The organism is Algoriphagus limi, assembly GCF_024919275.1.
GTDB lineage: Bacteria > Bacteroidota > Bacteroidia > Cytophagales > Cyclobacteriaceae > Algoriphagus > Algoriphagus limi.
This window is the reverse complement of the sequence record NZ_JANWGH010000001.1, coordinates 762,280-777,320: the sequence shown is the minus strand read 5'-3', so window position 1 is coordinate 777,320 and position 15,041 is coordinate 762,280. Positions and strand designations below refer to the sequence as shown.

The window sequence follows — 15,041 nt, the reverse complement described above, 5'->3', positions numbered from 1 at the left end:
TGGTTGCCTTGATTTATCACCTTATTTCCATTTTGACTCTTATTTAAAAGATGAAAACGAAAAGTTTTGATTTCCGACAGATTGAATGGTGGATTACCACTTTACTCTTTGTGAGCATTGTGCTCTTCAACCTCACTTCCATCAATTCCCATCGCTGGCTTTCTAGCGGTTCTCCCTCCTACGCCAAGATTTTCATTCCTACAGCTTTGTATGTGACTTTTTATATTTTCCACATGCGATTGATTCCCAACTATTTAAGTACAAAAAAAATAGGACCACTAGTCGGCTTTGGAATCTTGACATTAGGATTGGGTTTTCTGTTTTCATCGATTTTAACCATTGGACTCAATTCCAGCTTTGAAAATCTATTCCAGCTTTATTTGGGAGTTATATTTCTGTATATCAGTCATCAGGGAGGCTCTTTGGTACTCAAGGGGATGTTTACACCTCCCCGATTCCCTAATTACTTTTTTTACAATCTCAGTCGACTGATTTTGACCTTTATTGTTTTGATCTTCTTCCTCTTTTTAGGACAAAAAACAATCATCGGAGAATCAGTGATTATCGTATTCCTGATCTTTCTTCCAGTCATTCTTGGGATTGTTACCTACAATTTTTTCTTGATTTACGGAAAGCGAAAAGCCGGCAAACAACGTCAAGCCAATTGGTTTACAGCACTTTTATTGATCGCAGTATTTATGCTATTCATGATCATTGGAGCTTATAACAATAAGGAAGAAGTTATTTTAATTGGATTCTTGGTGAATGGAATTATTCTATTAATAATCAACCCTTTATCGAATTTAATTTTCAAAAAATATGAATCCATGACCGGGCAAATTTTGAACCTTACTACTGAGGTAAATCAAGGGAATGCCAACCTGGATTTCTTACGCTCCCAGATCAATCCTCACTTCCTTTTCAATGCGCTAAATACGCTATATGCAAGTGCCCTCATGGAAAATGCAGAAAAAACTTCTGATGGAATTCAAAAGCTGGGAGATATGATGCGCTTTATGCTTCATGAAAACCAACAGGCTAAAATTCCTCTTTCCAGGGAAATCGATTATTTGAGAAATTACATTGATCTGCAAATGCTGCGATTTGGAGCTCAATCCAATCTGGAAGTTGATTTCCAGATCAATGATGATTCCTGCAAAGGAATGATAGCTCCTATGCTTTTGATTCCTTTCTTGGAAAATGCTTTCAAACATGGCATTTCTGCAAAGGAAAAATCTTGGATTCGAATGAACCTGCGATGTATTTCAGGTTCGGTTCATGTGGATTTGGTAAACAGTGTGCATGCTTCGAAATCAAAGGAAAAATCAGAAGAATCCTCGGGCATCGGTTTGGATAATGTCAAAAAGCGACTGAATTTGGTATATCCTAATCGACATCAATTGAACATCATTTCAAACGATACCGATTTCTTTGTCCATTTTTCGGTTCAAATTCAATAAACCATGATCCAAGCCATCGCTATAGATGACGAATCCTTTGCCCTCGAAGTAATTAAATCCCATGCTGCCAAAGTTCCTTTTTTGGAAATTCAGGCCACATTCACCAATGCAATAGAAGGTTTGGAATACTTGAAAGAGCATTCCATTCCTTTACTTTTCTTGGATATCAATATGCCTGATATTTCGGGGATAGATTTGGTTCAGTTGCTTCCCAAAGGAACCGAGGTAATTTTCACCACCGCATATTCGGATTATGCAGTAAAAGGCTTCGATTTGGATGCTATGGATTATTTATTGAAGCCATTCAGCTTTCCACGTTTTCTGAAAGCCTGTCAAAAAGCTAGAGATTGGTTTTCATCTCATGCTGAAGAAGAGCTTTGGATCTTTATCAAAACTAATGAAGGACAAGTTCGAATTGATTTCTCAGATTTAATCTTTTGTGAATCCAAGGGGAATTATGTCCATTTTCAAACCATAGACGCTTGTCATCAAACCCGAATGACTTTACAAGAGGCCGAGAAATTACTCCCTTCCTATTTCATCCGGACTCACCGTTCTTTCTTGGCAAATAAAAACCACATCAAAGTTGCCGAAAAGCATCAGTTGCGTCTTGGGAAATTCACAGTTCCTGTTAGTTCCTCGTATGCTGATGAGGTTTTTGAAAAAATCAATTTGGATTAAGAAACAGCCGCAAAAGCATCCAAAAATTCCTTCCGATATTCTTGTGGTGTTTGGTTCATGCGTTCCTTAAACAGTCTATTAAAATTAGAAAGGGTGAAAAACCCACATTCATAGGCTATCTCACTGATATTCAGATCACTTTCATGCAATAATTTGCAAGCATGGGAAATTCGAACCTCGGTCAAAAACTCAGAAAAAGTCTTATTCACACGAGATTTAAAATATCGGCTAAAGGCTGATTGGGAAAGATTGGAAATTCGTGCAGCCTCCTTAAGACTAACTTTTCCCTGAAAATTCTGCATCACATATTCATAGACTTGACCCATTCTATCCTTTTCAGACTCTTTATTGGAGTTGATGTACCCCGCATTGGTAATCAATCTACAATCCGGTGAATCAACCATCAATTCGAGAATTTTCAATAACTGAATAATTCGCTGGGTCCCCTTCAAATGAAGCATTTCTTTCATCATTTCCGTGATTAGCTGATTTGTCTTGCCAGTCACTTCAATTCCCCTTTCTGACTTTTTCAGCATTTGAGCGATTCCTTCAAATTCTTCTAGAGAAAAAACCGATTGATTTAAAAAATTATCGGGAAGATAAATTACGATACCATGGGTACCGAGGCCATTTTTAGGATCATGATATTCTTTATCATTTTTCCACAAATGAGGCAAATTAGGCCCCGTAAAAACCATGTCGCCTTCCCGAAATGCTTGCATATGATCCCCGATAAACCGGGTACCTCTCCCCTTCAGCACAACAAATAATTGGTACTCGGAATGAAAATGCCAGTTAACATCAAAAAATGGAGCGATTAATTCCTGAATCACAAAGGCTTTCTGCTCTGGAATACGTGTTTTCTTAACTGGATTTTTCACTGTATCTTTTTGTTTTTATTCCCTTTAGTTCAACAAAATGATAAAATTCAGTCAGTTTTCAAATAAATACAGTGAGCATTGAACCTGAATTATTTAGAATATAGCTTTCCAAAAAAGTAAATCAGAATGATGACCCAATTTAATCGAAAATCACCTCTTTATTCCCTTCTAATTCTCTTACTGCTGCTGGTCGTGTCCTGCAGTAAAAAGAAGGAGACCTACTTATCCATGACCGAACCACGAAGAGTGGAAATTCTAGTTCTTGGACATGAAAGTGAGCATCATAATTCAGAAAAATTGATGCTCCATCTGGGGATCCCCCTATTTCAAAAAGGAATCAACTTAACCTATACGACGGATCCCAAAGATCTGAATGAGGATGTTTTATATAATTATGATGGCTTGATGATTTATGCCAATCATGATGAAATCACCTCTGATCAGGAAAAAGCATTAAAAGACTTTATTCAAAGCGGTAAGGCTTTTATTCCGGTTCATAGTGCTTCTTGGTGTTTCCGTAATTCGGATTGGTATGTGGAAACTGTAGGCGGACAATTCAAATCCCATGAAGAAGGCAAATTCACCGCTGAGATAATAGATCCCTCCCATCCTATCATGCAAGGTATTGAGGAGTTTGAAACTTGGGATGAAACTTATGTGCATTCTCAGCTCAATCCCAATATGCATGTGCTGATGGAGCGTGTCGAAGGCGATCATCGGGAGCCATATGCCTGGACTTTGGAAGAAGGAAATGGGCGTGTTTTCTACACGGCTTATGGACATAATGAGGAAACCTGGAAGCAACCTGAATTCCAAGAGCTAATTGCGAATGGAATCCTTTGGGCAGTAGGTGATCAAGTGAATCAGCTTTTGGCAGATTATCAAATACCTGTTCCGCAATTTCGGGATGCTGAAATTCCAAATTATGAACGAAGAGATCCAGCTCCTCGTTTCCAATTGCCACTTTCTCCAGAAGAAAGCATGAAGCTTGTTCAGATTCCGGTAGGTTTTGAAATGGAGCTTTTTGCTAGTGAGCCCATGATCATCAACCCAATGGCTATGACATGGGATGAAAGAGGAAGATTATATGTCATCGAAACCGTTGACTATCCAAATGAAGTAAGAACCGAAGGAGGAAATGACAAAATCAAAATTTTAGAAGATACGGATGGTGATGGTAAAGCTGATAAAGCGACAGTCTTTGCCGAAAACCTAAACATCCCAACTTCCATTATGGCAGTCAATGGAGGTGTTTTGATTTCCATGGCTCCTGATTTTGTCTTCTTAAAAGATACCGATGGAGATGATGTAGCGGATGTACGAGAAGTTATCATGACAGGATGGGGCAAAAGTGATACTCACGCAGGTCCATCCAATCTAAAGTATGGTTTTGATAATAAAATCTGGGGCGTATTAGGATACTCAGGTTTTAGAGGAGAAGTCAGCGGAAAACAGCATTCTTTTGGGCAAGGTGTTTATCGGTTTGAACCGAATGGAGAAAATATGGAATACCTAGGTAATACCTCCAATAATACTTGGGGTCTAGGATTTACCGAGGATTTTGAAACATTCATTTCTACTGCCAACGGTCAGCACAGTGTTTATTTTTCAATGGCCAATAATTATGTAAGACGCCCCATATTCCAAGGCTCTGCCAACACAGTACATGGAATCGATAGCCACTATGACATGCCTCACCTCACTCCTTTCCTACGTCAGGTGGATTGGCATGGAGGATATACTGCAGCTGCAGGTCATAATTTTTATACGGCAAGAAGCTTCCCTGAAAATTATTGGAATCGGATTGCTTTCGTTTCTGAGCCTACCGGCCGCGTTCTTCACCATGCAATTATCAACCCTGATGGTTCTGGATTTACTGAGAAAAACGGCTTTAACATTCTAGCAAGTTCAGACGAGTGGTTCTCTCCTGTCCATGCAGAAGTTGGACCTGATGGAGCTCTTTGGGTAGCTGATTGGTACAATTTTATCATTCAGCACAATCCAACCCCAAGAGGGTTTGAAAACGGAGCTGGAAATGCTTATATCAATCCACTTCGAGATAGCCAACATGGTCGTATCTATCGAATCAGCTATAAAGGTGGTGAAGACTCCAAGACCTTTGATCTTAAAAATGCAGACGGAGCGACGTTAATCGAGGCCTTACAGAGTGACAATCTGTTTTGGAGAATGACTGCTCAACGTTTGATTGTTGAAAAGCAGGATAAATCAGTATTGGAAGATTTGTATGGAATCATACAAAATCAGGAAGTAGATAAAATTGGATTGAATGGACCGGCCGTTAATGCGCTATGGACGCTTCATGGATTGGGTGAATTGGATGGAGGAAATGAAGTAGCTATTCGAGTGGTAGAAAGAGCTCTAAACCATCCTTCAGCAGCGGTTCGCAAGAATGCTATTCGTGTATTGCCAAGGACTGCAACTTCGCTGAAAGCAATTATGGCTTCCAATGTTATTAACGATTCGGATTTGCATACTCGTAAAGAAGCATTCTTGGCAATTTCGGATATGCCATTTTCAGAAGATGCTGCTAAAATGCTCGTAGAAGTATCCCAAAACGAAGAAAACGGAGAAGATGCTTATTTACCACAAGCAATTTTTGCCGCGGTTTTATCTCATCCAACTGAATTTGCAAAACGGGAAATTTCTACAGCGATTCAAGCAGATGAAAACACCGAGCTTTCCTTATCTGATCGGATCAGCAGAAGTTTGGTTGCAGAGCAATATCCACTTGACCAGCGCAATAGTATCCTTTTCCCTCCTGACGTTGCAGGAAAAGAAATCGACATTCGCATGATGGTCTCTAAGGGTGAGAATCCGCTCGAAGGCGTATTAGTTGCACAAGGAAATAACACCAATGGGTATAGCCTTTATATCTATCAGGATGCCTTGCACTTTGCTGTAGCACAGGATAACAATTTGACGATTTTAAGCTCCAAAAAAGGACTTCCTGAAGAACAGTTTACCATTAATGCCTCCTTGTTGGAAGATGGTAGCATGAGCCTAAAAATCAATGGTCAGGAAATCGGCCAAGGAAAGACCAAAGGATTATTCACAGAGTCTCTCAGCCCAAATAGAGTACGTGTAGGACAAAATGATAGCAGAAATGTAGTCGGAAAATATGAAGGTACTTGGTGGTTTGGAGGCCGTCTAAGCAATAAATCCACACTTTCACTTCGCAAACCAGGAACTGCCTTGGATGAGGAAGAAACTACTTCTGCAACAGTAGCTGCAAATGGTACCTCTTTTGTCAAAATCGCAGTGGTTCCGCATGAAATGAAATATGACAAGACTAGCTTTACCGTAAAGGCAGGCTCTCAGGTTACCATAGATTTCGAAAATCCTGATTTCATGCAACACAATATGGTGATAGGCCAGAAAGGATCTTTGGAGATTATTGGAAAAGCAGCAGACGAACTTGCCCGAAATCCTAAAGGAGCCGAGCAGAATTATGTCCCAAGCATACCAGAAGTGATTATTGCAACCCGTTTGGTAGATCCAGAAGGGAGAGAATCATTAGTATTTGTAGCTCCAAGCGAGCCAGGTGAATATCCATTTGTATGTACCGTTCCTGGACACTGGAGAATGATGAATGGAATCATGAAAGTAGAATAGGTATGGCTTTAGATGTAACATTTGGAGTTAGTACCTGGCTATGGACCTCCCCTTTTAATAAGGATACGGTTTCTCTTTTTCCGAAAATCAAGTCGTTTGGATATGATGCTGTGGAAATTCCTGTAGAAGATCCAGACCTCATTGATTTGAAATTGGTAAAAGCTGCTCTGAAGGAAAATGAGCTAAAACCCATCATTTGTGGAGCTTTTGGTCCTACCAGGGATTTTACCCATGAGGATCCGACATTTCATCAAACTTGCTTTGATTATCTAGATTCTTGCTTTGAAATCGCTGCCGAACTAGGAGCTGGATTTGTTGCAGGCCCAATGTATTCGGCTGTAGGCAAGGCACGACTGGTATCTCCTGAGCAACGGAAAGTAGAATGGGATCGTGCTGTTCAAAATCTTCGCAAGGTTTGTCATCGTGCAGGTGAATTCGGTTTAGAGATCGCTTTAGAAACCCTCAATCGATTTGAAACGGACCTAATCAACACTGCCGAGGAATTGAAGCAATTAATAATTGACATTAATGAACCTCAGGCAAAAGCTTTATTAGATGGATTTCATGTCAGTATTGAAGAACCAAGTATTGAGGAGGCTATTAGAAGTGTTGGGGATAAATTAATCCACGTACAGGTGTCGGAAAACTACAGAGGTACTCCGGGAACTGGACAAACCAACTGGGCTGCTTGGAAAAAAGGTCTTGAAGAAGTTGGCTATAGCGGCACCATTTCTATTGAAAGTTTCACACCCAATGTAAAAGAATTGGCGGGTGCGGTTTGTATATGGAAACCATTGGTTCCAAGTCAAGATGGCTTTGCCAAAGAAGGATTGGAATTCCTTAAAAAGTGGGCAAGAAACTAGATCAAGGATTATCAATAATCTTGTCAGCCTGAGAGGAATCAACAACACTTCGACTCCGCTCAGGGTGACACTTACAAAATTTGAAAACCCAAAATTGATATACTAATGAGTAAAAAACCTATTAACATAGCAATCATCGGTTTAGGATTTGGAGCCGAATTTATTCCTATCTATCAAAAGCATCCTTTGGCAAACATGTATGCAGTTTGTCAACGAAACAAGGAAAAGGCAGAGGCAATCGGAAAGGCTTTCGGTATAGAAAAAGTATATACCGATTATGATGAGCTTTTGAAAGACCCCAACATCGATGCGGTCCATATCAACACCCCTATTCAAAATCACGCAGAGCAATCCATAAAAGCCCTAAAAGCAGGAAAGCACGTAGCTTGCACAGTCCCAATGGCAACTACCGTTGAGGAGTGTAGACAAATTGTAGAGCTGAGCGAGCAAACGGGATTGACCTATATGATGATGGAAACGGTCATTTACAGCCGGGAATTTCTTTTCGTTAAGGAGCTTTATGAAAAAGGAGAATTGGGCAAGATTCAATTCCTTCGAGCTTCGCATCAGCAGGAAATGGCTGGATGGCCCGGCTATTGGGAAGGCCTCCCTCCTATGCATTATGCTACACATTGTGTGGGACCAGTTTTGGCCTTGCTTAAAGGTGAAGCAGAATATGTTTCTTGCTTAGGATCAGGACGCATTGATGAAAATCTAATTCCAAAATACGGTTCTCCATTTGCGATTGAGACTTGCCATATCAAATTGAAAGACTCCGATCTTGCCGCAGAGGTAACACGTTCTTTGTTTAATACGGCCAGACAATATCGAGAAAGCTTTGACGTGTATGGGTCGAAGAAATCCTTTGAATGGACCTTGATCGAGCATGAAGATTCTGTGATTCATACTGGAGAAGTTCCTGAGCGGGTTAAAATTCCCGATTATGCTCACCTACTTCCGGAAGGCATTCAAAATTTCACCACCCAAGGAGTATATGACTCGGACGAAAATCAGCATTTATCCTTTATTCAAGGTTCTGGACATGGAGGTTCTCATCCGCATTTAGTCCATGAGTTCCTTTCTGCTTTGGATGAAGGCAGAGATGCTTATCCAAATGCAAGGCAATCAGCAAATATTACTTGTGTAGGAATTTTAGCCCATGAATCAGCCATGGAAGGTGGAAAAATCAAGTATCTCCCTGAATTTACACTTAGCAAAAAATAAACCTTATAACCTGTTGTAGTCAGAAAGCAGTTTCCATATTGAAGCTGCTTTCTTTTTTTATTCTTCTTATCATTTATACCTCAAAAGAGACAGTTTACATAAAATATCTATCTATTTATATACTAAAATATAAATTAGGATTCTATCGTTTCACACCAATCCTGAACCCTGAGGATTAGACTGAATGCTAATTTCCGGAAACCATAAAATTTTAATCACACTACTATTCTGTGTGCTTGGATTCTTTGAATCTATAGAGCTCAAAGCTCGTGTGATTGATCAGCAGTTTTGGTTCAACTATGCTTTGAAATTTCCTTTAAGCGAAAAAGTTTCTCTAGGAGGAGATGCGGGAGTTCGGGGCCTTTTTACCAATCCGGATTGGAAACAGACTTTAATCCGACCAACAGCCACATTTAAAGTCAATAATCAAGTAAGTCTTTCGGGTGCAGTTGCTTGGTTTGGAACTTCCTTTGAAAATAGCAATGTCTTGAATGAATTTCGCTTGCATCAAGGTATCACATTAAAAACTCCAACTGCAGGACCTATCGACTTTTTTTACCGTTTCCGAGTTGAAGAGCGCTTTTTCTATTTTCAAGAAAATAACACTTTCAATGTAAGAGTTCGAGGTTTAATTGGGGTAAACACAAAAGATATCACTTGGTTGGGAGAAAAACGGCCAATCTTCTTCCAATCTCTTTTTGAAGGCTTTCAAACTATCGATAAACAAGTTGAAAGAGAATTATTTGTAAATCAAACTCGCTTACACTTTGCTTTAGGGCATAAAATTTCGAAGCAATTCCGCTACGAGTTTCATTTTATCTCTCAACGTTCCCGAGTTTTTAATGAGGATGGGATTCGACCTGCTCAAAATGTCTTGCGCGTACGCTTATTTCATCGATTGAATTAAATCCCAAAACCCCATATAAAACAAAAAACCACTCATTTCTGAGTGGTTTTTTGAGCCCCTTGCCGGGATCGAACCAGCGACCTACTGATTACAAGTCAGTTGCTCTACCAGCTGAGCTAAAGAGGCTTTCCTTTAACGTGGTGCAAATATATGCGCTCGGCTTTTTTGCTCCAAATGCTTAATCATGATTTTTTTCCTACTCAAAGCTATCTTCCTCACTTTGAGCGAGAAAAAAATTAAAACTCTCGAAGAATGGATAGCTTTTTCTTCAGCTTTTCAATCTCCTCCTCGGCCTTTTGGATTTTAGCGTCGAATTGATCCTTCAATTTGTCAGCAGTCTTGGAAGCTGCAAAGAACTCCAAGTTATTTTTCCAAAGCGTGATGTTATTTTCCAAATCTGCGATTTGTTTACGGATTCCATGCTCTTTTTTGTTCATGGTTCTCGTAGCATTTGGATCACCTTGAATTCGGTTCAAATTCAACCTGAACAAGAAATCTTCACGGTCAAAGTCTTCGGAAAGTTTCTCCAAATAGACATCAACTGCAGCTTTGAATTTATTTTGAACCTCTTTCATATTCTTACGAGGCACAAAACCAATCTCATTAAATTGCTGAACAAATTCTGTGATTTCTTCCTCAGAAGGAGTTCCAGAGGCCGCTTTTTCAATTTGCTCGCAAAGCTCTACTTTCTTTTTGTAATTCTCCTCGTATTCAGAATTTGCCTGCTTATTGGCATTTCTACGGCTATCAAAGAAATAATCACACGCTCCTTTGAATCGCTTATACAAAGAATCTCGATTCTTCTCCGGCATTGGACCAAGTTTTTTCCATTCCTGCTGCAACTTGATCATTTCATTGGCTGTAGACTGCCATTCAGTGGATTCTTTCAATCCTTCAGCTTTCTGAATCAATTCTTCTGCTTTTGCAGCATTAGTAGCTCTGATTTCATCCAGTTCTTTGAAAAACTGGTTTTTATGGCTGAAGAACTGCTTGAAAGATCTCCAAAATGCCTTATTGATCTCTCTTCCTTTTTCTCTTGGAACAGGACCGATCTTTTCCCAGGCTTTTTGAATCTCAAGAATCTCTTTGGTTTTGGTATTCCAATCCTTGATTCTATCTCCTTTGAATTCAAGAAACCCTTTCAATTTCTCGATCAGTGCTTCTTTCTCATCTTGATTTTTCTTGAAGACTTCTTTTTGGCTATCGTAATAAACCTTTCTTCGGTCATAAATAGCATCAGAAGCAGCTTTGAAGCGTTGCCATAGTGGCTCTTGTTCCTCTCTTGGAACAGGACCTATATGCTTAAATTCTTCATGAAGCTCATTCAAAGCTTTAATAGCCTCTTTCAAATCAGCTACATCCTTTAAAGCTTCGGCTTTCTCACAAAGCTCTAATTTGCTCTCTAGGTTTTTCTTTCGATCAAGTTCCTTTAACTCAAAATAGATACTTCGATTATCATAGAATCTATCCATTAAGGCATTGTAACTCGCCCAAAGATTCCTGTTTTGAGATGCTGGTACAGGTCCAATGGATTTCCACTCCTGCTGAATAGCCTTAATGGCATTCATGCTAAGCGTGGTTTCCTCACCATCGACTAAATCCCGAAGTTTATCGAGAATCTCATTTTTGAGCTCCAGATTCTTCTCTTTGACTTTTTCAGCTTCCTTTCGGATACCACTTACTCTGGTCTTATACTCGTAATAATATTTATTGAACTCTCTTTCCTCATCAGATGGCCGGAAATCAAAATCATCTTCTGCTCCACCTTCTGCTTTGAATTTTTCTAAAGCTTCATCCCGCTCCTTGTGAGTAATTTCATCAAACGCTGTTTTGATCTCATTAACAATCCGTTCGATTTTGATGAGATTGGAAGCATGGAGAGTTTTTTCTTTGATAAGTTTCACCAAAGCAGCCTTTCCTAGACCTTCTAGATCTAATTCCTCTTCGGAATCATGGTCTTCTTCCTCTTCATCCTCCTCTTCGGAAGAAGATTCAACCTCACCTTTTACTTCATTTTCTGAAGACGGTTCTTGAGTTTCTTCTGTCACAGCGGTTTCTTCTACTTTTTCTGCCGAACCTGAAACTTCCTCAACAGGATTCTCAGCTTTCACTTCAGCTTTACTTTCTTCAGAAACTACCGCAGATTCTTCCGACTCAGCCTTTTGTGAATTGGTTTCTACTTTTTCTTCTTGCTTACCTGTTGCTTCAACATTTTCGGAAGCTTGGGTCACCTTGTCCTCTTGGGACTTTTCTTTACTCTGATCAGTCATAAAAACATTACTTTTTCAAGTCTCTATGGGCAAATGTATGGATTTTGGCTAATTTAATCGTGGGTCAGTAGGATAATTTGCAATAACCTTAAACTCCCCTCCCATGCTTTTCAATAAGCTTCTCCAAAGTTCCTCAGGAGTGCTTGAAAAACTCTCCAAATCAAGGTTTTCACGACAAATGATCCACACATTTTCTGTAAGCTCATCTATCAATTGACCTGGCCCCCAGCCTGAGTAGCCTAAGAAAAAACGAATGGAGTCATCGGAAATTAAACCGGTTTTCAAACCCGAAACCAATTCCTCAAAATTTCCACCCCACCACAAATTATCTCCTATTTCAATACTGCCTTCCAATATTTTTTCACCAGAATAGACAAAATGAAGGGTATTTTGCTCCACAGGTCCACCAACATATACTTCTGCGTCAAGAAACTCTAATTCCTCTACAATTTCATTTAACCTTAAAATAGAGGGTTTGTTAAATACTAAACCAAAACTCCCCTCTTCATTATGTTCGCACAGTAACACTACTGACCGAGAAAAATTTTCGTCTTGTAAAAACGGCTCGGAAATTAACAAATCACCGGCTTTTGGAGTCGAAATACCATCGTTCTTCATTGGCCTACATTTTTGAATAAAACTTAGGAAAAATATAGGCTGAAATTTTATAAATGCAATACTGATTGTACTTTTATTCCTAAAGAAAATCAAAAGCACGAGCTTTATGGACATTGCATCTATACGTAAAGAATACACACTTAAATCACTAGAAATCAAAGATGTAAAAGAGCATCCTTTTACCCAATTTCACATTTGGTTTCAAGAAGCGGTCGACTCCAAAGTTTTGGAAGTCAATGCAATGACTCTCTCGACGATTGGACTAGACGGTTATCCAAACGGACGCGTTGTATTGCTAAAGGAACTTGATTATGGCTTCGTCTTTTTCACCAATTACAAAAGTGAAAAAGGAAGAGAATTACTTCAAAGCCCAAAAGCAGCCTTGACATTCTATTGGGGTGAGTTAGAACGTCAGGTGCGTGTCAGAGGTGATGTGGAAGTAATTAGCGAGAAGCAATCTGATGAATATTTTACGAGCCGCCCTATAGGATCTCAAATTGGAGCATGGGCTTCCCCTCAAAGTGAAAAAATCAATAGAGATTTTTTAGAAAAACGACTTGAAAACTATAAAAAGGAATTCGAAACAAAACCTTTAACGCGTCCACCGCATTGGGGAGGCTTTCGTATTATTCCAAACCAAATTGAATTTTGGCAAGGAAGACCAAGTCGCCTGCATGATAGAATCTTGTATGAATTAAATGGAGAGGGAACCTGGACTATATCCAGGTTAGCTCCCTGATTATTTCAAATCAAATAGATTTTCTACTCCCATCATCCGCTCTACAGTAAAACCTTCTCCGTAGGTAGCAAGAATTTTATGTCCCATTTCACGGGCTCTCGCTTCGATGAACGGTAAAAAATCAGGGTCTGAAATAAAACTTTCCGGTTCTTTACTGTTTGGATCATAGAATTGGGACTTAAATGCTAGGATACTCTTGATTTTTACATCCCAATAATCCGTGATGTCCACTACGAAATCCGGTTCTATATAATTGTTCTGAATAAAGTGATAAACAAACTTTGGTCTCCAAGGCTGCTGAAGTTCTCCATCCATGGATGTTTCGATTTTACGAAGACCGCTCATAAAACAGGCCTTTGAAGCCAAAGAAGAGCCTTTACCATGGTCAGGATGACGATCAGAAATAGCATTCGCAAGCACTATGTCAGGCTGATATTTTCGAATAACTTTTACCAAAGCGAGTTGATGGCTTGTGTCATCCTGAAAGTATACATCTTGAAATCCCATGTTTTCGCGAGCAGAAAGTCCAAGAATTTTAGATGCATCAGCAGCCTCCTTTACTCGGGTTTCAGGAGTTCCCCGAGTTCCCATCTCTCCTTGGGTTAAATCGACAATTCCAACCTTATATCCTTTCGCCACATGTGCTGCGATAGTACCAGAGCAACCCAATTCAGCATCATCAGGATGAGCTGCAATCACTAAAATATCCAGTTTGTTCATCTTATCGAATCCTTAGATTTTGTCCTACTCGTAATATGCTTCTAGTAGCAATCCCATTTAAACGGGTAATAGTTCCCACAGAGACTCCATATCTTCTAGCAATACTGCTTAAGTTTTCCCCTCTTTTTACGCGATGGTAAATCTGTTGTCTTGCCTTTGCCAAGTGAGAAAAGGTTTCTGGGGTAATTAAATATTCCTGACTCAGAATTTTTGATTCATCAAAGTTATAGACCAATTCGGGATCAAAAGCCAGACCTCGGTAGCGCAATTCATAATGCAAATGGGAACCTGTACTTCGACCTGTGCTTCCTCCTTTTCCGATTAGGTCTCCAGCTTTAACTTCTTGTCCTACATCTACCAATATTTTAGATAGGTGTCCATATAAGGTCTCTAAGCCGTTTTTATGCCTTACTACAACGAAATAACCATAACCATAGCGATCATAAGACCTGACCCTGACTATCCCGTCAAAAGCAGCATAAACTGGATTTCCTGTAATTAAGTCCAAGTCTGTCCCGTAATGCCATCTTCTCCATCTGTAACCAAAGCGGGATGTTACTGGAGTTTTCTCTAAAGGCATTTTCCAATCATATCCAAAAAAAGGATCGTAAAGCCTAACCTTGACTGTATCTTGAAAATTGTTGATATCAAAATTGTAGATATCTACCTTTTTTGAATCCCATGTGGAATAGTATTCATAGGCAGTTACCCAGATACTATCAATTAAAACTTGCTCGGATACTTTTGCCAGACGATTAGTTGGAGCCCAAATCATATAGTCCTGATCCTCGGATACGATGGAACGGACTTTACCCAAATTCACATTGTTCTTAAAAATAATTGAATCTGTAATCGAGGAAAGGGTACGCAAATAGGATTCCTGATCAAACCCTCTCAATTCAATGTTCTTTCGCTCTTGAGTCTCTATTTGGGTTTGATTTCGGTCTTTTTTGATGATTTTAGGAAAAATTTGAGCATTGGAATTAGTAATTCCAATGCTCAGCATAATTCCCGTAAATAGTATCAATCGAAGATACTTCATGAA

The 15,041-nt window shown here is 39.4% G+C and carries 12 protein-coding genes and 1 tRNA gene; 7 read left to right on the top strand and 6 right to left on the bottom strand.

Features of this window, described 5'->3' with window-relative positions; translation table 11 throughout:
• The first annotated feature begins 50 nt into the window (after window positions 1–50).
• Window positions 51–1,460, top strand: coding sequence for a sensor histidine kinase (locus tag NY014_RS03415; protein WP_259413125.1), 1,410 nt, complete (start codon window positions 51–53; stop codon window positions 1,458–1,460).
• A gap of 3 nt (window positions 1,461–1,463) precedes the next feature.
• On the top strand, window positions 1,464–2,141 hold the full coding sequence (locus NY014_RS03410; RefSeq protein WP_259413124.1) for a LytR/AlgR family response regulator transcription factor: 678 nt from the start codon (window positions 1,464–1,466) through the stop codon (window positions 2,139–2,141).
• Here the strand turns inward: NY014_RS03410 and NY014_RS03405 are convergent.
• The gene (locus tag NY014_RS03405) at window positions 2,138–3,022 is read right to left on the bottom strand and encodes an AraC family transcriptional regulator (protein ID WP_259413123.1); all 885 of its coding nucleotides are present in this window, start codon (window positions 3,020–3,022) and stop codon (window positions 2,138–2,140) included. The genes NY014_RS03410 and NY014_RS03405 overlap by 4 nt on opposite strands.
• A gap of 129 nt (window positions 3,023–3,151) precedes the next feature.
• Between NY014_RS03405 and NY014_RS03400 the strand changes: the two genes are divergently transcribed.
• The 4 genes from NY014_RS03400 to NY014_RS03385 all read left to right on the top strand — a co-directional run bounded on the left by NY014_RS03400 (window position 3,152) and on the right by NY014_RS03385 (window position 9,649).
• Window positions 3,152–6,655, top strand: coding sequence for a PVC-type heme-binding CxxCH protein (locus tag NY014_RS03400; RefSeq protein ID WP_435520613.1), 3,504 nt, complete (start codon window positions 3,152–3,154; stop codon window positions 6,653–6,655).
• Between the two features lie 2 nt (window positions 6,656–6,657).
• Window positions 6,658–7,518: a sugar phosphate isomerase/epimerase family protein gene (locus NY014_RS03395; RefSeq protein ID WP_259414125.1), complete on the top strand. Its 861-nt coding sequence runs from the start codon at window positions 6,658–6,660 to the stop codon at window positions 7,516–7,518.
• A 105-nt stretch (window positions 7,519–7,623) separates the two neighbouring features.
• A complete protein-coding gene (locus tag NY014_RS03390; protein WP_259413121.1) occupies window positions 7,624–8,742 on the top strand; it encodes a Gfo/Idh/MocA family protein in 1,119 nt (372 codons plus the stop codon).
• Window positions 8,743–8,974: 232 nt separating this feature from the next.
• The gene (locus NY014_RS03385) at window positions 8,975–9,649 is read left to right on the top strand and encodes a DUF2490 domain-containing protein (protein ID WP_259413120.1); all 675 of its coding nucleotides are present in this window, start codon (window positions 8,975–8,977) and stop codon (window positions 9,647–9,649) included.
• 53 nt (window positions 9,650–9,702) lie between these two features.
• Here the strand turns inward: NY014_RS03385 and NY014_RS03380 are convergent.
• From NY014_RS03380 to NY014_RS03370, 3 genes are all read right to left on the bottom strand, one after another.
• Window positions 9,703–9,775: transfer RNA gene (locus tag NY014_RS03380), tRNA-Thr, on the bottom strand.
• A gap of 110 nt (window positions 9,776–9,885) precedes the next feature.
• Window positions 9,886–11,919, bottom strand: a complete 2,034-nt coding sequence (locus tag NY014_RS03375) for a DUF349 domain-containing protein (RefSeq protein ID WP_259413119.1) — start codon at window positions 11,917–11,919, stop codon at window positions 9,886–9,888.
• Between the two features lie 48 nt (window positions 11,920–11,967).
• Complete coding sequence (locus tag NY014_RS03370) at window positions 11,968–12,537, bottom strand: YqgE/AlgH family protein (protein ID WP_259413118.1); 570 nt, start codon at window positions 12,535–12,537, stop codon at window positions 11,968–11,970.
• A 106-nt stretch (window positions 12,538–12,643) separates the two neighbouring features.
• Here NY014_RS03370 and pdxH point away from each other — a divergent pair, with 106 nt between their 5' ends.
• Window positions 12,644–13,276, top strand: a complete 633-nt coding sequence (gene pdxH, locus NY014_RS03365) for a pyridoxamine 5'-phosphate oxidase (protein ID WP_259413117.1) — start codon at window positions 12,644–12,646, stop codon at window positions 13,274–13,276.
• Here the strand turns inward: pdxH and bshB1 are convergent, their stop codons facing one another.
• Both bshB1 and NY014_RS03355 read right to left on the bottom strand, forming a co-directional pair.
• On the bottom strand, window positions 13,277–13,996 hold the full coding sequence (gene bshB1, locus NY014_RS03360) for a bacillithiol biosynthesis deacetylase BshB1 (protein ID WP_259413116.1): 720 nt from the start codon (window positions 13,994–13,996) through the stop codon (window positions 13,277–13,279).
• Between the two features lies 1 nt (window position 13,997).
• A complete protein-coding gene (locus tag NY014_RS03355; protein ID WP_259413115.1) occupies window positions 13,998–15,038 on the bottom strand; it encodes a M23 family metallopeptidase in 1,041 nt (346 codons plus the stop codon).
• Window positions 15,039–15,041: the final 3 nt, after the last annotated feature.